Below are 20,021 nucleotides of genomic sequence, written 5' to 3'. Positions count from 1 at the left end.
CAAAGAGTAGAGCTATACGATGATTGTGAACCCCATTAAACGCCGTTTGACTCGAAAAATTCGGGTAGGTTCGGTGTATGTCGGTGGTGATGCCCCGATTAGTATTCAAAGCATGACCAATACCGAAACCTGTGATGTTGATGCAACGGTTGCGCAAATTCAGCGCTGTGCCGATGCAGGTGCCGACATCATGCGTGTTTCTGTGCCTTCAATGGAAGCGGCGGAGGCGTTTGGTGCCATCCGTAAGCGTGTTTCTGTACCATTGGTGGCAGACATTCACTTTGATCATCGTATTGCCTTGGCGGTTGCCGATTATGGTGCAGACTGTCTACGGATCAACCCAGGAAACATTGGTTCAGACCAAAAAGTCCGTGAAGTCGTGGCTGCGGCCAAACATCATGGCATCTCAATCCGTATTGGGGTGAATGCTGGATCACTGGAAAAAGACCTACAGGTCAAATATGGTGAACCAACAGGACAGGCCCTGCTTGAGTCTGCCATGCGTCATATCGACATTCTTGATCGTTTAGACTTTCATGAGTTTAAAGTCAGTGTTAAGGCATCGAATGTATTTTTAACCATGGATGCTTATCGTTTATTGTCTCAACAGATTGATAATCCACTGCATTTAGGTGTAACCGAAGCAGGGATTTATCGTACAGGCACGGTGAAATCAGCAATCGCGCTTGGCGGATTATTGATGGAAGGCATTGGCGATACTATGCGTATCTCATTGGCGGCTGAACCTGAAGATGAAATTAAGATTGGTTTCGACATCTTGAAATCCTTGGGTTTACGTTCCAATGGAATCAACTTTATCGCCTGTCCAAGCTGTTCGCGTCAGGAATTCAATGTGATTCAGGTGATGCAGGCGCTGGAAGAGCGTCTGGAAGACATTCGTACCCCAATGGATGTTTCAGTGATTGGCTGCAAGGTCAATGGACCTGGGGAAGCCAAAGAGGCTGATATCGGGATTGTCGGTGCATCACCTCGTTCGCTGGTCTACCGTAATGGCGAAAAGAGTCATTTGATTGACACCAATCAGTTGGTTGATGAAATTGAAACAATGGTTCGTCAACGTGTTCAAGAGCTTGAAGAAGCAAAATCTAAAGAAATTATTCGTAGTTCATCATGAGTTCAATTGTCGCGATCAAGGGTTTTAATGACATCCTTCCAACGCAAACTGCGGCTTGGAGAAGTCTGGAACAACAATTAGCATCTTTAATGGATGCCTATGGCTATCAACAAATCAGGTTGCCGATTGTAGAGCAGACAGGTTTATTTAAACGTGCCATCGGTGATGCAACAGATATTGTTGAAAAGGAAATGTATACCTTTTTCGACAAAGGTAATCCGCCAGAATCACTGACTTTGCGTCCAGAAGGCACGGCGGGTTGTGTACGTGCCATGCTGGAACATAACCTGCTACGAGGCGCTGCGCCGCGAGTTTGGTATGTGGGTCCAATGTTCCGTTATGAAAAACCACAAAAGGGCCGTTATCGCCAGTTCCACCAGTTTGGTGTGGAAACCTTTGGCGTGGCAACACCTGATATTGATGCTGAAATCATTTTAATGACTGCACGTTTATGGAAACGTATGGGTGTGGCAGCGAGTGTACGTCTTGAGCTGAATACTTTGGGTGAAACCGATGAGCGTGCAGAATATCGTGCAGCTTTAGTTGAATTTTTAAACCAGCATAAAGAGGCATTGGACGAAGATTCGCAACGTCGTTTAACCACTAATCCATTGCGTATCCTTGATTCTAAAAGTGAATCCACCCAAAAGATTCTGGAAAATGCACCCAAGTTGCATGACTTCCTAAAAGAAGATTCAATCCAGCATTTTCAGCAATTGCAGCAATATTTAACTGATGCTGGGGTTGAGTTCGTGATTAACCAGAAACTGGTTCGTGGTCTGGACTACTACAACAAGACTGTTTTTGAATGGACCACCACCATGTTGGGTTCACAGGGGACGGTTTGTGCGGGTGGCCGTTACGATGGTCTAGTTGGGCAGCTAAAAGGCAAGGTAGATCAGTCTGTGCCAGCAGTCGGTTTTGCTATGGGGATGGAACGCCTGTTGTTGTTGCTTGAGCAGGTCGAGCAGGCGAAAGAAGTGCGTGACTGTGAAGTGTTTCTGGTAGCCGAACCAGCTTATCAGGCAAAAGCTTTGGTTTTGGCAGAGCAAATCCGTGACCAGTTGGAAGCTGCGAACAGTAATATTCGCCTAAAAACTGGTTCTCAGGGCAGCATGAAAAGCCAGATGAAAAAGGCAGACCAGTCAGGTGCGGTCTATGCCGTAATTCTGGGTGAGCGTGAATGGGAATCACAACAGCTTTTGGTGAAAGAGCTTGCCACGGCTGAACAGTCACAGGTCAGCCTGACTGAGCTGACTCCATTTTTTATCGAAAAATTTAAACAATAAATTGCACAATATTTTAGGAAAAGGACAATCACATGAGTTTAAGTGATGAAGAACAACTCGACCAGATAAAGTCGTTTGCCAAAAAATATGGTTCTGCCATGATTAGCGGAATTCTCATTGCCCTGATTGCCTTTTTCGGATGGGAATACTGGCAAAAGAAGAACTTGACTGAAGCCCAGAATCAAACCGCCAAGGTGCAAAAGCTGATGGATGAGGCGAAAGCGGTATCAGGTCAGCCAAATGCCTTGGCAACAGTCTCTGAAGCGGCAGACAAAATTGTCAAGGATGATGCAGATTCTGTGCAGGCGATTCAAACTCAATTTATCCTGGCGAAACTTGCTTATGATAAACAAGACTACGCTGCAGCTGAAAAAGCATTAAAGAAAGTTGAAAACTCGAAAGTCAAAGATGCGGGTTTGGTGCAGATTGTAAAAATACGTTTAGCGGATTCACAATTAGCACAAAAGAAATATGATGAGGCGCTGAAAACCTTATCAACCGTGACTGAACCAGCGTTTAAAGCAACCGCAGATGAGTTGCGTGGCGATATCTATGTTGCGAAAAAAGACAATGCATCCGCGCGTAAGGCCTATCAAAGTGCCTGGGATAACCTGCTTGAGCGTAAACAGGAGCGTCAGCTTTTACAAATTAAACTCGAAAGTGTTGGCATTTTAGTAGATGATCCTGAAATTGAGCGCCCGATCTTAGATACCAAAGTGGATGAGTCTTAATGCAAAATAAACTAAAACTACCTTTGGCCATTGCAGTTGCTTCAGCTTTATTGCTTGGATGTTCAAGTAATAAGGTTAAAGAGGCCAAACCAAATCCATTGCCGAAAATTCAGCAACAACAAGGCTTGAACCTTGTGTTTTCGCAAAGTGTTTCATCTACAAATGCGGCTGAGGCTTTACGCCTACAGTTGGATACCGACAATGGCGTGATTTTTGCGATTGATCCTGATGGTCAGGTTTCTGCCTATAAGGGCAAGGAACAACTCTGGAAAAGCAAGATTACCAAACAGGAACTCACTGCTGGTGTAGAAGCAGCTGAGGGAATTGTTGTGGTGGGCAACCGTAAGGGACAGTTGTTTGCATTAGATCAGGCCACGGGTGAACAAAAGTGGACAACCCAGTTGTCTGGTGCAATTCTTTCTCCTTCACTGATTCAATCGGGACGAGTTATTACGATTGCAAATGACGGGACTGTATTTGCGCATGACGCTGTATCTGGGCAACAGGTTTGGGCATATAAATTGCCAAACGTCCAGTTTAGCCTACGTGGTCAGCCTGCACCTGTACGTTTGGATGACCGTACTATTTTGGTCGCATCAGCGAATGCCTATGTATATGGTCTGGATGTGATTAGTGGTGTGCCGCGTTTCCAGCGCCGTGTTGCGATCAGTGAAGGACGTTCAGACATTCAGCGCCTGATTGACATTGTGGGCGATCCAGTGGTTGCGGGGCAGTATCTGGTCACCACCAGTTTCCAGGGACAGGTCACAGTCACTGATCTGGCTACACAACGTGTAGTGTGGAGTGAAGATGCCAGCAGTACCAACCGTCCAGAAGTATCGGGTGACAAGGTATTTGTTTCTACGGTGGATGGTAAGCTGAATGCCTATAGCCTGAGCACAGGTCAGTTGGCTTGGCAAAATGAGGAGTTGCTGAACCGTCAGCTCAGTAACCCTGTCATGTTGGGGCAGAGCCTTGTGGTGGGTGATATGGATGGTGTGATCCATCTGCTTGATCCTGCTTCGGGTAAACTGGTTGGGCGTGCCAAAACCAGTGGTGAAGTGCAGTCACTACGCGTGATTGATAACCAGCTTTATGTTGCTACGCGGAAAGGTGCATTAAGCATTTGGCAGAATCGTTAATTTTAGCTCTGCTTGTGCTAAAATAATCAATTAGCGATTGCTAAACAGAACATTGATCGGGGTATTTGATTATCAAAGCCCCGAATTTTTATTGTGATTACTTGATCACCAAAATCTTCCATACTGTTTCTGATACGATGTCATCAAGATGGCTCGTCTGAATTAAGGTTAGTTTATGAAACCCGTTATTGCGCTCATTGGTCGTCCAAACGTCGGAAAATCAACGCTATTTAACCAAATCACCAAAAGTCGTGATGCTTTGGTTGCTGACTTCGCTGGTTTAACCCGTGACCGCAAATACGGTGATGCGGTTTATCAGAACAAATCGTTCATTGTGGTCGATACAGGTGGTATCGGTGAGAATGAGGGGGGTATCGACACCTATATGGCGGAGCAGTCAAAAACTGCCATCCATGAAGCCGATATCATTATTTTTGTTGTGGATGCCCGCGCTGGCTTATTGGCTTCAGATGAGCAAATTGCGCGTGAGTTGCGTACCCTTGGCAAGAAAGTCTACCTCGTTGCCAACAAGGTCGATGGTGTACATGCGGAAGCAGCCTTGGTGGAGTTTTATAAGCTCGGTATGGGTGAACCGATACAGGTCGCGGCCAGTCATGGTCGTGGTGTGCAGCAAATGCTGGAAGAGGTGCTGGCGGAAGTCCCAGAAGATGAAAATCCAGAAGAACACAATAAAAACACGGGCTTGCGTTTAGCAATCATTGGCCGTCCCAATGTGGGGAAATCAACGCTGGTTAACCGTTTACTCGGTGAAGAGCGTGTGGTGGCTTTTGACCAGCCTGGAACAACACGTGACTCGATTTATATTCCATTTGAGCGTGATGGCCGCCAATATACCCTGATTGATACCGCAGGTGTGCGTCGTAAAGGTAAGGTCGATGAAATGATTGAGAAGTTCTCAATCGTTAAGACCCTTCAGGCTATGAAAGATGCCAATGTGGTGGTTGTGGTGGTTGATGCCCGTGAGGGGATTGTAGAGCAAGACCTGCATTTAATTGGTTATGCGCTTGAAGCGGGTCGTGCCATGGTCATTGCCATCAACAAGTGGGACAACATGAGCGAGTATGACCGTAAGCAATGCAAGCTTGATGTTGAACGCCGTTTTGACTTTATTCCCTGGGCAAAAATTCACTTGATTTCTGCACTGCATGGAACTGGGGTGGGAGAATTATATCCATCTATTCACCGTGCTTATGAATCGTCAAACTTAAAAGTTTCACCAGCAAAACTGACCCAGATTTTAAATGATGCCACCGAGGCGCATCAACCGCCATCCATTGGTGGCCGCCGTATTAAAATGCGTTATGCGCATATGGGCGGACAAAATCCACCAACCATCGTGATTCATGGCAACAAGGTCGATAAAACCCCTGCGGATTACCGTCGTTATTTAGAGAACGTGTTCCGTAAAGTGTATAAGCTTGAGGGTACACCTGTAAAAATTGACTTTAAGACCTCAGAAAACCCATTTGAAGGGCGTAAGTCTCAAGTGGATGAGCGTGTTGCCGCACGTAAACGTCGTTATATCCAGAAATTTAAAAAGGCGGAAAAGAAATTCAAGCGTTAAGTTTTTCTTGATGTCAAAAGCCCAAAGTCTGCTTTGGGCTTTTTTATTGCAATGAGGGCAGTTATGGCACGCATCATCCAGATTTATGTTCAGGCATTGGCTCAACTGCTTGAAAAGAAGAAAACAGATTTTGCTGATTTAAGCCGCTTTAATCATTATAAAAAACAGCAGATACAAGCTCAGCGTAACCAGCTTCTGGCCAATCAACTGAATTGCGCCATAGACGATCTAGCTTTTGCCCAGCATGAACATGGCAAACCTTTTTTAACATCTCATTCCTTACACTTTAACCATTCACATAGTCAGCACTATTATGCGCTAGCTATCAGTGAACGAGTTAAAGACATTGGGATTGATGTTGAGGAACTGGATCGGAGCGTTCGTTTTGATGCTCTGGCACAACATGCCTTTCATCCCGAAGAATATCAGACATGGCAAGCAAGTCAGGATAAAGAATATTGGTTTAGGGTCTGGACGACCAAGGAAGCAATTTTAAAGGCATCGGGTTTGGGGATTCGTTTGGACCTGAATAGTTTAAATACCCAGATTCATCCAACCAGTCATGGAGGAATGTGTTCCCATCCACTACTGGGGACTTTTGCCTATCAGAATTTTATCTTAAATCAGAAGATTGTGTTGACAGTGGCATGGCGGGCAGAGCAATCCTGTCGTGGTTTTCAGTTTCCACAGATTGAGGTGGTTCAGCTATAAAAAATGCCAGCGATCATGCTGGCATTTTATTTGAATCAAGAGAAGTAGAAAGTTTAAGGAATCTCTTCTTCTTCAAACTCAGGTTTAACCTGGACAATAAAGTCCTGACGATTCAGGCCACGCCATAAAGCGAAAGCTGTACCGATATAAATGGATGAGTAAGTACCCACAAATACACCGATAAACATCGCCACAGAGAACCAGTGCAGACCATCACCACCCAGGAACATCATGGCAAGCACCACGAGTAACAGGGTCATCGAGGTATGGATCGTACGGCGTAAGGTTTCAGTAAGGGCAATATCCACGATTTCACGCGGGGTTGCACCACGAATCTTACGGAAATTCTCACGGATACGATCCGATACAACGATGTTATCGTTAAGCGAGAAACCTATAACTGCAAGTACTGCTGCTAGAACTGTTAAATCGAATGGCCATTGGAACAGCGCAAATGCACCAAAAATGATCACAATATCATGGAATAGCGACAGTACAGCACCAATGGCAAGTTTAAGTTCAAATCGAATGGTGACGTAAATCAACATAAGAATCAATGCAAGTGCAACAGCACCCGCAGAACGTACATAAAGTTCATTACCCACTGCACCGCCGACAGAATCCACCTTATGCACTTCTGCGGCATTGTTTGGCAATTGAACCGCTTTGGTGATGGTGTTGTTCAGGTCTTCAACATTAAGGTCTTCCTGAACAGGCATACGCACGATCAGGTCAGTGTTACTGCCCAGAGTTTGTACCACGGCATCCTTGAATCCAGCACGATCCAGTGCCTGAACTACCTGAGCAGGCTGAACCGCCTGTTTATAGTTCAATTCAGCCGATATACCACCAGTGAAGTCCAGACCGAGGTTCAGGCCTTTGGTGACAATAAAGAAGATGCTGGCAATAGTCAGCAAAATCGAGAAGATTGCGGCAGGTTTGGCAATCTTCATGAATGGAATGATTTTTAGATTATCTGGACGACCGTATTGTTTTGAGTCTTGTTGAGTCAGATCAGTCATGTGAATCTCCTTAAATACTCAACTTTTTCAAATTACGGCGTTTGCCATAAATGAGCTGTACGATGGCACGAGTCACGGTAATCGCAGTAAACATTGAGCAGATGATACCGATCATCAAGGTCACAGCGAAGCCCTTGATTGGACCTGTACCAATTGCAAACAGAATAAATGCCACGATAAAAGTGGTTAGGTTCGAGTCAAAAATGGTGTTGTAGGCTCGATCATAACCCGCGACAATGGCTTGCTTGGGCGATGCACCCCACAGCATCTCTTCCCGTATCCGTTCACAGATCAGGACGTTGGCATCGACCGCCATACCAATGGTGATCACAATCCCCGCAATACCTGGCAGGGTGAGGGAAGCACCAATCCATGACATCACGGTAAGAATCATGGCAAGGTTAAACACAAGTGCAAAGTTGGCAATCAACCCGAATAAACGGAAGAACACGATCATCCAGATCGCAACCAACAGGAAGCCGATTTGGGTTGATAACACGCCCTTATCAATATTTTCCTGACCAAGGCTAGGACCAACCACGCGCTCTTCCACGAAGTACATTGGCGCAGCCAAGGCACCAGCACGAAGCATCAACGCCAGTTCAGCCGCCTCCTGTGGAGAGTCAAGCCCTGTGATACGGAACTGTGAACCCAACACGGCCTGAATGGTTGCGGCATTGATCACCACAGACTCGGTATATGGAGTACGAACTTCAGTTTGGGTCCCTGTTTGAGGATCAGTGACATAGCTGATTTTTTGCTTATTTTCAATAAACAGCACTGCCATTCGTTTACCCACAGCATCACGGGTGGCATCTGCCATGAGCTTGCCACCAGCGGAGTCCAGAGTAATGTTGACTTCTGCACCACCTGAATCCTGACTAAAGCCAGAGGTTGCGTTCTGGACGCGTTCACCGGTCAAAATACGGTTACGGTTTAACAGAAGTTGTCGGCCACTATCCAGTGATTCATAGGCAAATACTTCCGTGCCTGGAGGAAGCGGCTGACCATTATATTTTCCTGTATATGGGTCAATATATTGATCATTACTATCAGCAACCAAGCGGAACTCAAGGTTTGCGGTACGTCCAAGAACACGTTTTGCCTCGGCAGTATCCTGTACGCCTGGCAATTCAACCACAATACGGTTGTTACCCTGTGTCTGTACCAGTGCTTCAGCCACACCCAACTCGTTAATACGGTTGCGTAGGGTGGTCAGGTTCTGGTTCACTGCATAAGACTGGATTTCCTGACGGCGTGCATCAGTGTAATTCAGTTTTAAGGTGGCGCCTGTAGCCGTTGCAACCGCCTGCTGGGTAAACTCATTACTATTACGGCGCAGGAAATCTGCCGCGGCATCACGATCTGCGTTGTTAGCAAATTGGATGGTAATGGTGTTATTACTTAAATTAAGGTTGTTAAACTTGATTTTGTTGTCACGAAATTGACGACGCAGATCAGTTGCAGATGTTTCCATACGCTGACTAATTGCTTTATCCATGTCGACTTCAAGCAGGAAATGTACACCACCACGCAAGTCCAAACCAAGTTTCATCGGTTTGGCCCCAATCTTTTGCAGCCATTCTGGTGTGGTTGGTGCAAGGTTGAGGGCAACCACGTAGTCATCACCCAAATCACGGCGCAGCACTTCCTTGGCCTTTAACTGGGCCTCTGAGGAGTCTAAACGTAATAATGCCGCGTTGTTGGTGAAGCTGTTGTCGTGACTGCTAATGTTGGCAGCTTTTAAAATCTGCTCAGCTTTTTGCACTATGCTCTGATCAATCTGGGTACCTGCCTTTGCCCCAGAAATCTGGACAGCAGGTTCATCTGGATACAGACTAGGAAGTGCATATAACGTACTGATCACAAGTACCACAAGGATCAGTAAATATTTCCATGCAGGGTAACGCATTCGCTTTCTTCTTAAATGAAAAAGTCGTGCTGAGGCACGACGATCTTATGATTAAAGGTTGTTTAAAGTGCCTTCAGGCAATACTGAAATGACACTGGCACGCTGGATTTTGACCTCTACGCCACGAGAAAGCTCAACAACGGCAAAGTCACCATCAAGTTTGGTGATTCTCCCCATCAAACCACCAGCAAACACGATTTCACTGCCAACACCTAGGCTTTCAATCAAAGAACGATGTTCTTTGGCACGTTTCGCCTGTGGTCTCCAGATCAGGAAATAGAAGATCGCGATAAATACCGCAATCATCAATAAGTTTGCCATCAGGCTAGGACCTTGCTGGGCCGCTGGTGCAGCGTGAGCAGTAGAAATTAAAAAGCTCATTTCGATTTCCTAAAGTTAAAAAGCCAAAAAATTAACAATAAATTCCAATTCGTTTTGCAATGTACCCTGTCTTGCGGTCAGGCGCAAATCTTGATGCACTTACTTCACATTAGTCTTCAGGGCAGGGTGGAACTTCCAGTCCACGACGCCCATAAAAGTCCTGAACATAGTCATCAAATGTGCCATTATCCAGTGCATCACGCATGCCCTGTGTCAGGCGCTGGTAGTAACGCAGGTTATGGATGGTGCCAAGCATGGAGGCCAGCATCTCACCGCATTTCTCTAAATGATATAAATAGGCACGGGTGAAATTTTTACAAGTGTAGCAGTCACAATGTGGATCTAAAGGTCCTTTATCATGACGATATTTACTGTTACGGATTCTGACCAGACCATCAGTGACAAAATAATGGCCATTACGGGCATTACGAGTTGGCATCACGCAGTCGAACATATCGACACCACGGCGAACGGCTTCAACGATGTCTTCTGGTTTACCAACACCCATCAAATAACGTGGTTTATCCTGTGGCATTTTGTTTGGTAAATAATCAAGCACCTTGATCATTTCTTCTTTCGGTTCACCCACCGATAAACCACCAATCGCATAGCCATCAAAGCCAACCTCTAACAGGCCGTTGAGTGACTCATCACGCAGGTCTTCGTACATGCCACCCTGAATAATGCCGAATAAGGCATTTTTATTCTTAAGTTCATCATGGTGGTGGGTTTTACAACGTTTTGCCCAGCGTAAGGAAAGCTGCAATGATTTTTGCGCTTCTTCATGGGTTGCAGGGTAGGGTGTACACTCATCAAAGATCATCACGATGTCTGAATTGAGTACACTTTGAATCTCCATTGAAATTTCAGGAGACAGGAACACTTTCGAACCGTCGATAGGCGAGCGGAAAGTCACGCCCTCTTCCTTGATTTTACGCATTGCACCCAGGCTAAACACCTGAAAACCACCTGAGTCGGTCAAAATTGGTTTATCCCATTGGATAAACTCATGTAGACCGCCATGCTCCTTAATGACTTCCAGACCAGGACGTAAATATAGGTGGAATGTGTTCCCCAAAATAATCTGTGCCTGAATCTCTTCAATGTCACGAGGTAACATACCTTTCACTGTACCGTAGGTACCAACAGGCATAAACACAGGTGTTTCAACCACACCATGTTCTAACGTTAATCGACCACGACGGGCACGTCCCGACTGACCTAATTTTTCAAATTTCATGACACATCCTGAGCAAGATCGAAGCACTGCTTTGAGCGCAGCGCAAGGCGAAAAAACAGTTCGCTGATCAAAAGCGGCTATTTTCCTTGATTATGGCGTGTAGTTCTACTACTAAATGTAGCGAGGGATAAAATAAAAAAGTTTTCTGTATGAAGTGGCTGAATATTGGTTGGTGATGTGTGGAAAAGTCCCCCCTTTGAAAAAGCATAGGTATCTACAATCTGTAACCCCCTCCTAGCCTCCCCCTTGAAAATATGGAGAAACACCATTTAAATCAATTCTTTATAGGATTCTTGAGAAGTCTCCCCCTGATAAGGGGGAGATCTAGAGGGGGTAAAATTAGAACTTGATGATCCTGCTTTGAAAAAGGGGGACTGAGGGGAATTCTAAAAATTCGGCTTATAGTCGAAATTATCTGTCGCAAGATTATCCTTAAACGGGCGAATGGTTTTCTTGGATAAGGTTAGGGTATTGATCAGGTTGTTGGGGAACACCTCGATCTGGTTATTAAATAATTCTACGTTACGGTTAAAGATGGTAATGGCAGCACCGACATTTTCATTTTGTTCCTGAATATCATCCATCATCTTGCTATACAGCGCATCGGCTTTGAGTTCGGGATAGTTCTCAACCACGACATTGAGGCTACGGATCAGTTCCTTACTCATTTTTTCAATGTGCTGTAACTGGGAAATATCCGTGTCATTCATATTTAAATTGAGAATCTGTTGACGTAGCTCAGTGACTTTTTCCAGTGTCGATTTTTCAAACTGGGTGTATTGGGCCAGCGTTACCTCTAAGGCTTCTAGCGTTTTGACTTTTTGACGTTCAAAATTTGCAACTTCAGACCAAGCACGTTTGGTGGCATTAAAGTAACGCACGATGTTGTTTCGTGTATAAACACCCCACACTATGATCACAACAAAAATTCCCAGGAAGATCAGTAAACCTGTCATCGCTATTCCTCTTATTGTTATCGCCAGATTACTAGCTAATTAAATTCAGCATCAGTTGTTGAAACTTTTGATATTGCGGCATGGTCATGGTACGTAAATGTCCACGCAATGCTGAAATATTATGAATTTCACTGCGTTTACTGGCGGTTTGGAAAAGGTTTTGTTCGCCGAGGTAACACAAAATTTGCTCTTCATGATGATAAATTAAATCACCTGAAAAATGTTCAAAAAAATCATGCAATTTTAAGGTCATACTGGGGCCAACTTCCTTGGCGAGCTGATGCTGGTCAAGACCGAAAATTTTAAGTTTCTGGTTGATTAAAATATCGCTGCTTTGCCATGAGTTGGTATAGGGCGCAAAAAAACGTGAACGCTGATTGCTCACCGCGACACCCAACGCAGGTATCTGAAAGATAAAAGCCCCCCACAAATCCTTATGAATTTCTTTTACGATTTTTTTCTCATTGTTTTCCTGAAAAATTGGCATTTCACTGATGTAGTGGTATTGAAAAAGCAGAACCTGATGTTCTGTTATGCCATCATGCCATGTAGTTGAAGCATATTGCGTAATTTCGTTAGATTCAGTGCCACGGTTAAACAGTGGAAAGTACTGCTTTAACCTGCTCATCACCAGGAGGGGTTGTGCCTGTATGGGCAGGTAGGCAGGCAACTGTTGAAACAGTAAACCATAACGCAATACAGTCATGCGCTGTTCCAGATAATTGATGACCTGTGTCAATGGTTCTTTGGGTTCATAGAGTAAATAGGCTAAAAAGCCTGTTAAAAAAGCCCCCAGAAAACTCCAGATAAACTGAATATGGGGATGAAGAAAATAGCCAAAAATGAGTGTACTAATACTGGTAATTGCCAATAGATAAGGCAGTACATTAAAAAAGCGTAAACCATGATCCTCACGCCAAGGATGCAACGCATCCAGCAATTCCTGATCGTTATGTGATTTTTGCCCGATCTCCCAAAGTCGGGCAATATTGCGAAAAACCTGGGCATTTTTTTTGCGTCTTATATGTAGGGCTTCTTGGACGGTGTCGATCGGCATGGAGAGGATCAATTCATTGTAATAAGGCTAAGATCGTTTAATTATGCTTTAACTTTCATAAACCAAGAAGTGGCATGTGAATCTGATTGTTGTTTATCCCAAAGTAAATTTCCTATCATTCAATTTATTTTTATGAAGCAATAGGCTAAACCTTGATTTAGCCTATCTTTATATTCTTTAAATTTCTAGTTTATCAACCAGCATCGCATCGCCATAACTAAAGAAACGATAGCGCTGTTCAACAGCATGTTGATAGGCCGCTAAAATATTTTCTCGATTTGATAAGGCTGAAACCAGCATCAACAAGGTGGATTCTGGTAAATGGAAATTGGTGATCAGTCGATCCACGATACAGAATTGATAACCTGGATAGATAAAGATTTGTGTATCACCTGTCCAGGCTGCAATCTGACCTTGATTGGCTTGCGCTGCACTTTCAAGGGCACGGGTTGCAGTTGTACCCACAGCAATGACTTTATTGCCACGCGCCTTGGTTTCCAAAATCAGGTCAATGGTTGCCTGTGGCACATCACACCATTCACTGTGCATAATATGATTGGTGATGTCGGTGGTGCGTACAGGCATAAATGTCCCAGCACCGACATGCAGGGTCACAAAGGTTTTTTGCACACCTTTGGCTGCCAATTTTTCCAATAGGTCTTGGTCGAAATGCAGGCTTGCTGTTGGGGCTGCTACACTGGCAATTTTTTCAGGGTCGTGAAATACCGTTTGATAACGCTCAGTATCAATCTCTTCAGCTTCACGGTTGAAATAAGGTGGAATTGGCAACTGGCCATATTGATCAAGCACAGATAAAATTGGTTGTGAAAACTCAACGATAAACAGGTTGTCATGGCGACCCTGTACTGTCACAGGAATGGCATCTTCACCAATATATAGCTCTGCACCAGCCTTGGGTGAGTTGCTTGACTTAATGTGGCAATGAGCGGTGTGGGTATCTAGCATCCGTTCAACCAGAACTTCAATGGCACCGCCTGTGGCACGCTTTCCTTTTAAACGTGCTTTCATGACCTTAGTGTCATTTAGCACCAATAAATCACCATCTTCCAGTAAATTCAGGATATCGGTAAAGACATGGTCATGGTAATGACCCTGTGGGTCGATATGCAGTAGGCGTGAGGCGCTGCGGCTTTCTAATGGATAACGTGCAATCAGTTCATCAGGAAGATCAAAAGAGAAGTCAGAGAGTTGCATAATTTCTTTTCCATATCGAATCAGAACAGCATCTTTCCAAGGTTTATCCCTAAAATAAAAAACCCCAAACTTTTAATGCCAGTTTGGGGTTTTTGAAATCTTGGTCCCGAGGGTCGGACTCGAACCGACACGTCATCTCTGACAGCGGATTTTGAGTCCGCCGCGTCTACCAATTTCACCACCTCGGGAAGAGTGCGATGCTTTGTGCTGCGTATAATACCCTGTTTAAAGCAGTTGTCAATCATGCCTGCTGATCAGTTGTTGAATTTTAGAGCAATTTATAGATTTTTTATGTGTTTTCATGAAAATGTTTAGAAAAAGCGAAGTTGCTTGTTTTATAAGCAGAAATAAATTTTTGTTGAAAGGTCACGTTTTGTTGCGAATTGATCTAATCAAGAATTGTCTTTTATGTTAAAGTTTGTTAATAGTGGGGATGATTTTCTCATTCTTTTTTAAATAAAACCTACATACATGTCATAACGATAATATTCGAGAGGCGAGCATGGCGATTCAACTATTAGAATTACATCAGGCTGATAAGTTAAGTGCTTGTAAAATTTCTCTTTCTTTAGGTATAACTTCAGAACAAAACTTGCTTGAGCAATTTTTGCAGTTTAACCGAAACCTGATGCAGGCCAATACCGCATTGCTTGTTTTTCATCAGGAACCTTATCTTTGGCATTGTTGCCCTGAAAAATTAAGAGTGATTGATTCTTCAAAAATTACCAAGAGCTTAAATACCTTATTTGTGAATGATGACCTGATTGACTGTAAACATCCACAATATCCAACATTGCTGGCTTTTCTGGCTTCACTTAAGCGAAAAGCGCAAACCGCAATCGCCCTGCAACTCAGACATCCCAATCAGACTGCCTTGGGTTATGTGATTTTATTCGATGAAGCGGCTCAGGAATTTACCGACTTACAAAAACAATTGTTGCAGGCCCATTGTGTCAGTTTCATGCAGCAACTGGAATTGAAGTTTAACCATGACGAATTAAAAGAATTATACCAACAGGAAGTGGCGCTTAATTTTAGTAAAACCAAGTTCTTCTCCATTATTTCCCATGACCTCCGTGCGCCATTTCATGGCTTGCTGGGTTTTTCCGAGATTCTGGCAAAAGAGCGTGACACACTGGATGAGGCAAGTGTCCAGAATATTGCAGACTATCTTTATGATACTGCCCAGTCGACCTATAACCTGCTGGAAAGTTTATTAAATTGGTCAATGGCCGAGGGTGGACGCTTTAGCGCTTATCCTATTGAGTTTAAGTTAAGACAAGTGACCACCATTGTCACGGATGTTTTAAGGACGCTTGCGGTCAAGAAAAATATAAACCTGATCAATGATGTGCCAGAACATATCAAGGCCTATGCTGATATGAATATGGTTACTTCCCTGATTCAGAATCTGGTGTCGAATGCCTTGAAATTTACCGATATAGATGGTTTAGGCGTAGTGTCGATTCGCGCGGAAAAGCAGGGTCGCCATGTTGCCATTTATATTCAGGATACAGGTTTGGGTATGACCGATGAGCAAATGGCAGAGTTGTTCCATCCTCGCCTAACTGTCAGCTTAAAAGGTACAGCAGGTGAAAAGGGTGCAGGCTTAGGCTTGACCTTGTGCAAGCGTTTTGTCGATTTAAATCATGGCGAAATTAGCGTCAGCTCGAAAGAGGGTGAGGGAACCACCTTTAAGGTGCTGTTGCCAGCCGCAGGTGAGCACATGGATGTATGTGTTGAACAACCTAAAGCCAAGGAAAAATTAGCCTAAACAGATTTTAAAGATAAGCTCGTAACTGATATAAATGATCTGAGATGACATGACATTAGTCGAGCTTTTTTATATGAATGTGGAACAGCGACAAAAAACCTTGGTTGCAAGCCAATATGCTGAGCAAGTTTTAAATTTATACCAGACACAATTAGAACAAGACTACTTGGAAGATCAATTTCTTGATTCGCTTTCAACTGAAAGTATCCACCAGAAAGTCCAGCATGCTGTCATAGATTTAACTGATGAGCAGGCCTGGATGAAAGCCTTGCGTATTCTACGTGCCAGACTGATGTTTCGCTGGATTTGGCAGGATGCCAATCAACTCACCAATGTCGTTACCCTGACCCGTGAACTTTCTGATTTTGCCGATGCCTGTATCTGTGCAGCCAAGGCATTTGCACTTGTTCCCCTGATTGCAAAACATGGCGAACCGATAGGCTATTCAGGTCAGGTTCAGGACTTGATTGTGATTGGTATGGGGAAGTTGGGTGCGCAGGAGCTGAATCTTTCCAGTGACATTGACCTGATATTTGCCTTTGATGAACAGGGTGAAACCAATGGTCGTAAGTGTATAGATGTACAGCAGTTCTGCATTCTCTGGGGACAAAAGCTGATTTACTTGCTGGATCACATTAGTGCGGATGGTTTTGTATTCCGTGTTGATATGCGTTTACGTCCTTGGGGGGATGGTTCTGCCTTGGCGATTAGCCATACGGGACTGGAAAAATATTTAAGCCAGCATGGACGTGAATGGGAGCGTTATGCCTGGATCAAGGCACGGGTGATTACAGGTGGCAAGGCAGGCGCTGAACTGATGGAAATGGCGCGTCCATTTGTTTTCCGCCGTTATGTGGATTATTCCGCATTTGCTGCGATGCGTGAAATGAAAGCCATGATCGAACGTGAGGTGATGCGCCGTAATATTGAGGATGATATCAAGCTCGGTGCTGGTGGTATCCGTGAAATTGAATTTATCGTCCAAGTATTTCAGCTGATTTATGGTGGCTCAAAACGTGAGTTGCAGGACCGTCAATGTCTGGTCAATTTACATCATCTCGGTGAGGCTGAATTACTGGATCAGCAGGCGGTGATTGACCTTGAAGATGCCTACCTGTTTTTAAGACGGGTTGAGCATGCTATTCAGGCATTGAATGATCAGCAAACCCAGTCCCTGCCAAATGAACCTGAATTAAGGCAGCGCATGATTGAGACTTTGGGCTTTGCAGATTGGCAAGCCTTTCTCGATGTGTTGAACCAGAAGCGTGACAAGGTGAAAGTTCAGTTCAAGCAACTGATTCAGGAACAGGAGTTTTCTGCACCGATTGATGATTTTTCACAGTTGGAACAGCGTCTCAACACGGTGCTGGATGAAGATGCCAAGAATTTGATTCAAAATTTCTGGCATGGGCAAGCACTACGCAAAATCCCAGCCAGCGCTTTGGAGCGATTAAAGAAATTTTGGCCACATTTGATCGAGGCAATCTTACAGTCACCGCAACCACAAGTCGCTTTGTTACGTTTGATGCCCTTGGTGGAGTCAGTGCTGCGCCGTACCGTGTATTTGGTGATGTTGATGGAAAGTCGTGGTGCCTTGCAGCGACTGGTCAAAATGGCAACCGTCAGTCCCTGGATTTGTGAGGAACTGGCGCAATATCCAGTGTTGCTGGATGAATTCTTGTCGATGGATTTTGGCTTGCCGCAACGCAAGGATTTAGAGGATTCATTACGCCAGCAATTACTACGTATTGAGATTGATCAGGTCGAAGACCAGATGCGGGTATTGCGGCTATTCAAAAAGAGCAATGTATTGACTGTTGCCGCCAGCGATGTACTGGCTGAAAGTCCACTGATGAAGGTTTCCGATGCCTTAACCGATATTGCCGAAGTCAGCGTACAGGCAACTTTAAATTTAGCCTATCAGGCGGTGGTGGAACGGCATGGCTATCCTGTTGGAATCAATGGTCAGCGCTGTCGTCTCGATGCCAAAGGCTTTGCGGTGATTGGTTATGGCAAGCTGGGTGGGATTGAGTTGGGTTATGGTTCTGACCTTGATCTGGTGTTTATTCATGCACTTGAGGAACAAAGTGAAACCGATGGCAAGAAAAGCATTAGTGGTGCCGAGTTCGCCATTCGGGTGGCACAAAAGTTTATGTCCCTGATGACCACGCAAACGCTGGATGGACGGGTGTATGAAATTGATACACGTCTCAGACCCTCGGGTGAGGCAGGGATGTTGGTCACTAGTCTGAAAGCCTATGAACATTATCAGCAAAAAAGCGCATGGCTATGGGAACATCAGGCACTGGTTCGGGCACGTTCAATCGCAGGTGATACCGATTTATGCCAGCAGTTTGAACAGATTCGTTGCCAGATTCTGACCCAAGTCCGTGATGAAGATGAAGTTCGTCAGGAAGTGCTGAAAATGCGTCAAAAAATGAAAGATCACCTTGGTTCATCGACAGAGCAAAAAAAACATGGGATTTTTCATTTAAAACAGGACTCAGGTGGTATCGTTGACATCGAATTTATGGCACAGTATGCAGTGCTTGCATGGAGTGGGACGAATCCAGATCTCGCCCATTTTTCCGACAATGTAAGAATTCTTGAAGATGCTGCTCAAGCAGGCTGCTTATCCAGTGAAGATGCCACAGCACTCATACAAGCTTATCTCCGTGAACGAGCCGAGAGCCACCGTTTAGCCCTTGCAAATCAATCTATGCAAGTCAATGCTGCGGACTGGCACGATACCCGTGAGATCGTTTACAAGTTATGGCAAAGATTAATTGATCCGAGTGCAATTATTGCATTAGATTTTGAATAAATTTTTTGTAACTTTATTCAAACCCTTTTGTTTCCCCCCTTATCAAGGGGGAATTAAAGGGGGTTACAAAAAATGATTGTGTAAAAATTTGGAGTATGTGCCATGAATTTGGCTGATCGTGATGGTTTTATTTGGCAAGATGGAAAATTGGTTGATTGGCGTGATGCGAAAATCCACGTCTTAACACACACACTGCACTACAGTATGGGTGTTTTTGAAGGTGTCCGTGCTTATGAAACCCCAAATGGTACTGCAATCTTCCGTTTACAAGACCATACCAAGCGCTTGTTAAATTCAGCAAAAATTTATCAAATGAATGTTCCATTTGATCAGGCGACATTGGAACAGGCACAAATCGACGTTGTACGTGAAAATAAATTGGCATCTTGCTACTTGCGTCCATTGATCTGGATTGGTTCTGAGAAGCTGGGAATTGCCGCAACTGACAATACCATCCATGCTGCGGTTGCCGCGTGGGGCTGGGGTGCATACCTTGGTGAAGAGGCAATGGCACGTGGTATTCGTGTTAAAACCTCATCATTTACCCACCACCATCCAAACGTGACCATGTGTAAGGCAAAAGCCTGTGGTAACTATACGGTATCAATCCTGGCACATCAGGAAGTGGCGCGTTCAGGTTATGACGAAGCCATGTTGCTTGATCCACAGGGCTTTGTATGTCAAGGTGCAGGTGAGAATGTATTCCTAATCAAGGATGGCGTGTTACATACGCCTGATTTGGCTGGTGGGGCACTTGAGGGAATTACCCGTCAAACCGTGATTACCATTGCCAAAGACCTTGGCTATGAAGTGATCGAGCGCCGTATCACCCGTGATGAGTTCTACATTGCTGATGAAGCATTCTTTACAGGTACAGCAGCGGAAGTGACACCAATTCGTGAATATGATGACCGTGAAATCGGTTGTGGTTCACGTGGTCCGATCACCACTGTGATTCAGAAGACTTTCTTTGATGCGGTTCAAGGTCGTAATGAGAAATATGCAGATTGGCTGACTTATGTGAAGTAAGTCCAAATGTTTGAAAGA

Annotated in this window: 16 protein-coding genes and 1 tRNA gene; 9 read left to right on the top strand and 8 right to left on the bottom strand. The window is 44.5% G+C overall.

Annotation, left to right across the window (positions count from 1 at the left end; genetic code table 11):
* Positions 1–19 precede the first annotated feature (19 nt).
* The 6 genes from ispG to F973_RS12345 all read left to right on the top strand — a co-directional run bounded on the left by ispG (position 20) and on the right by F973_RS12345 (position 6,593).
* Positions 20–1,135, top strand: coding sequence for a flavodoxin-dependent (E)-4-hydroxy-3-methylbut-2-enyl-diphosphate synthase (gene ispG / locus F973_RS12370; protein WP_004762088.1), 1,116 nt, complete (start codon positions 20–22; stop codon positions 1,133–1,135).
* Positions 1,132–2,424 (top strand): histidine--tRNA ligase, encoded by a 1,293-nt coding sequence (hisS, locus tag F973_RS12365; protein WP_004675503.1) that lies wholly within the window; start codon positions 1,132–1,134, stop codon positions 2,422–2,424. Before ispG ends, hisS begins: the two co-directional genes overlap by 4 nt.
* Positions 2,425–2,456: 32 nt before the next feature.
* Positions 2,457–3,155: a YfgM family protein gene (locus tag F973_RS12360; RefSeq protein ID WP_004762086.1), complete on the top strand. Its 699-nt coding sequence runs from the start codon at positions 2,457–2,459 to the stop codon at positions 3,153–3,155.
* Positions 3,155–4,297, top strand: a complete 1,143-nt coding sequence (bamB, locus tag F973_RS12355; protein ID WP_004762085.1) for an outer membrane protein assembly factor BamB — start codon at positions 3,155–3,157, stop codon at positions 4,295–4,297. The genes F973_RS12360 and bamB overlap by 1 nt, the downstream gene beginning before the upstream one ends.
* Before the next feature lie 175 nt (positions 4,298–4,472).
* On the top strand, positions 4,473–5,882 hold the full coding sequence (gene der, locus F973_RS12350; RefSeq protein WP_004757160.1) for a ribosome biogenesis GTPase Der: 1,410 nt from the start codon (positions 4,473–4,475) through the stop codon (positions 5,880–5,882).
* Between the two features lie 63 nt (positions 5,883–5,945).
* Positions 5,946–6,593 carry a 4'-phosphopantetheinyl transferase family protein gene (locus F973_RS12345; RefSeq protein WP_004762084.1) on the top strand — a complete coding sequence of 216 codons (648 nt, stop codon included), beginning with the start codon at positions 5,946–5,948 and terminating at the stop codon, positions 6,591–6,593.
* Positions 6,594–6,646: 53 nt separating this feature from the next.
* Here the strand turns inward: F973_RS12345 and secF are convergent, their stop codons facing one another.
* The 8 genes from secF to F973_RS12305 all read right to left on the bottom strand — a co-directional run bounded on the left by secF (position 6,647) and on the right by F973_RS12305 (position 14,564).
* Complete coding sequence (secF, locus tag F973_RS12340; RefSeq protein ID WP_004762082.1) at positions 6,647–7,615, bottom strand: protein translocase subunit SecF; 969 nt, start codon at positions 7,613–7,615, stop codon at positions 6,647–6,649.
* A gap of 10 nt (positions 7,616–7,625) precedes the next feature.
* Positions 7,626–9,527: a protein translocase subunit SecD gene (gene secD / locus F973_RS12335; protein WP_004762080.1), complete on the bottom strand. Its 1,902-nt coding sequence runs from the start codon at positions 9,525–9,527 to the stop codon at positions 7,626–7,628.
* 51 nt (positions 9,528–9,578) lie between these two features.
* Complete coding sequence (gene yajC, locus F973_RS12330) at positions 9,579–9,908, bottom strand: preprotein translocase subunit YajC (RefSeq protein WP_004675516.1); 330 nt, start codon at positions 9,906–9,908, stop codon at positions 9,579–9,581.
* A gap of 109 nt (positions 9,909–10,017) precedes the next feature.
* Entirely contained in the window at positions 10,018–11,148 is a 1,131-nt protein-coding gene (tgt, locus tag F973_RS12325) for a tRNA guanosine(34) transglycosylase Tgt (RefSeq protein ID WP_004762079.1), read from the bottom strand.
* A gap of 386 nt (positions 11,149–11,534) precedes the next feature.
* Entirely contained in the window at positions 11,535–12,104 is a 570-nt protein-coding gene (locus tag F973_RS12320; protein WP_004762077.1) for a LemA family protein, read from the bottom strand.
* 31 nt (positions 12,105–12,135) lie between these two features.
* Positions 12,136–13,161, bottom strand: a complete 1,026-nt coding sequence (locus F973_RS12315; RefSeq protein ID WP_004762075.1) for a hypothetical protein — start codon at positions 13,159–13,161, stop codon at positions 12,136–12,138.
* 177 nt (positions 13,162–13,338) lie between these two features.
* Entirely contained in the window at positions 13,339–14,376 is a 1,038-nt protein-coding gene (gene queA, locus F973_RS12310) for a tRNA preQ1(34) S-adenosylmethionine ribosyltransferase-isomerase QueA (protein ID WP_004762074.1), read from the bottom strand.
* Between the two features lie 101 nt (positions 14,377–14,477).
* A tRNA-Leu gene (locus tag F973_RS12305) sits at positions 14,478–14,564 on the bottom strand.
* 314 nt (positions 14,565–14,878) lie between these two features.
* Between F973_RS12305 and F973_RS12300 the strand changes: the two genes are divergently transcribed.
* The 3 genes from F973_RS12300 to F973_RS12290 all read left to right on the top strand — a co-directional run bounded on the left by F973_RS12300 (position 14,879) and on the right by F973_RS12290 (position 20,003).
* On the top strand, positions 14,879–16,150 hold the full coding sequence (locus tag F973_RS12300) for a sensor histidine kinase (protein ID WP_004762073.1): 1,272 nt from the start codon (positions 14,879–14,881) through the stop codon (positions 16,148–16,150).
* 73 nt (positions 16,151–16,223) lie between these two features.
* Complete coding sequence (gene glnE / locus F973_RS12295; protein WP_034432769.1) at positions 16,224–18,974, top strand: bifunctional [glutamate--ammonia ligase]-adenylyl-L-tyrosine phosphorylase/[glutamate--ammonia-ligase] adenylyltransferase; 2,751 nt, start codon at positions 16,224–16,226, stop codon at positions 18,972–18,974.
* A 102-nt stretch (positions 18,975–19,076) separates the two neighbouring features.
* Positions 19,077–20,003: a branched-chain amino acid transaminase gene (locus tag F973_RS12290; RefSeq protein ID WP_004675528.1), complete on the top strand. Its 927-nt coding sequence runs from the start codon at positions 19,077–19,079 to the stop codon at positions 20,001–20,003.
* Positions 20,004–20,021 lie beyond the last annotated feature (18 nt).

This window comes from Acinetobacter sp. CIP 102129 (assembly GCF_000368305.1).
GTDB classification, from domain to species: Bacteria; Pseudomonadota; Gammaproteobacteria; order Pseudomonadales; family Moraxellaceae; genus Acinetobacter; species Acinetobacter parvus.
The sequence above is the reverse complement of the archived record's forward strand: the minus strand, read 5'-3'. Positions and strand labels throughout refer to the sequence as shown.

Excerpts from the sequence above, each read along its gene's own strand:
- ispG (WP_004762088.1), top strand. The coding sequence starts at position 20 with ATGATTGTGAACCCCATTAAACGCCGTTTGACTCGAAAAATTCGGGTA.
- hisS (WP_004675503.1), top strand. The coding sequence starts at position 1,132 with ATGAGTTCAATTGTCGCGATCAAGGGTTTTAATGACATCCTTCCAACG.
- F973_RS12360 (WP_004762086.1), top strand. The coding sequence starts at position 2,457 with ATGAGTTTAAGTGATGAAGAACAACTCGACCAGATAAAGTCGTTTGCC.
- bamB (WP_004762085.1), top strand. The coding sequence starts at position 3,155 with ATGCAAAATAAACTAAAACTACCTTTGGCCATTGCAGTTGCTTCAGCT.
- der (WP_004757160.1), top strand. The coding sequence starts at position 4,473 with ATGAAACCCGTTATTGCGCTCATTGGTCGTCCAAACGTCGGAAAATCA.
- F973_RS12345 (WP_004762084.1), top strand. The coding sequence starts at position 5,946 with ATGGCACGCATCATCCAGATTTATGTTCAGGCATTGGCTCAACTGCTT.
- secF (WP_004762082.1), bottom strand. The coding sequence starts at position 7,615 with ATGACTGATCTGACTCAACAAGACTCAAAACAATACGGTCGTCCAGAT.
- secD (WP_004762080.1), bottom strand. The coding sequence starts at position 9,527 with ATGCGTTACCCTGCATGGAAATATTTACTGATCCTTGTGGTACTTGTG.
- yajC (WP_004675516.1), bottom strand. The coding sequence starts at position 9,908 with ATGAGCTTTTTAATTTCTACTGCTCACGCTGCACCAGCGGCCCAGCAA.
- tgt (WP_004762079.1), bottom strand. The coding sequence starts at position 11,148 with ATGAAATTTGAAAAATTAGGTCAGTCGGGACGTGCCCGTCGTGGTCGA.
- F973_RS12320 (WP_004762077.1), bottom strand. The coding sequence starts at position 12,104 with ATGACAGGTTTACTGATCTTCCTGGGAATTTTTGTTGTGATCATAGTG.
- F973_RS12315 (WP_004762075.1), bottom strand. The coding sequence starts at position 13,161 with ATGCCGATCGACACCGTCCAAGAAGCCCTACATATAAGACGCAAAAAA.
- queA (WP_004762074.1), bottom strand. The coding sequence starts at position 14,376 with ATGCAACTCTCTGACTTCTCTTTTGATCTTCCTGATGAACTGATTGCA.
- F973_RS12300 (WP_004762073.1), top strand. The coding sequence starts at position 14,879 with ATGGCGATTCAACTATTAGAATTACATCAGGCTGATAAGTTAAGTGCT.
- glnE (WP_034432769.1), top strand. The coding sequence starts at position 16,224 with ATGAATGTGGAACAGCGACAAAAAACCTTGGTTGCAAGCCAATATGCT.
- F973_RS12290 (WP_004675528.1), top strand. The coding sequence starts at position 19,077 with ATGAATTTGGCTGATCGTGATGGTTTTATTTGGCAAGATGGAAAATTG.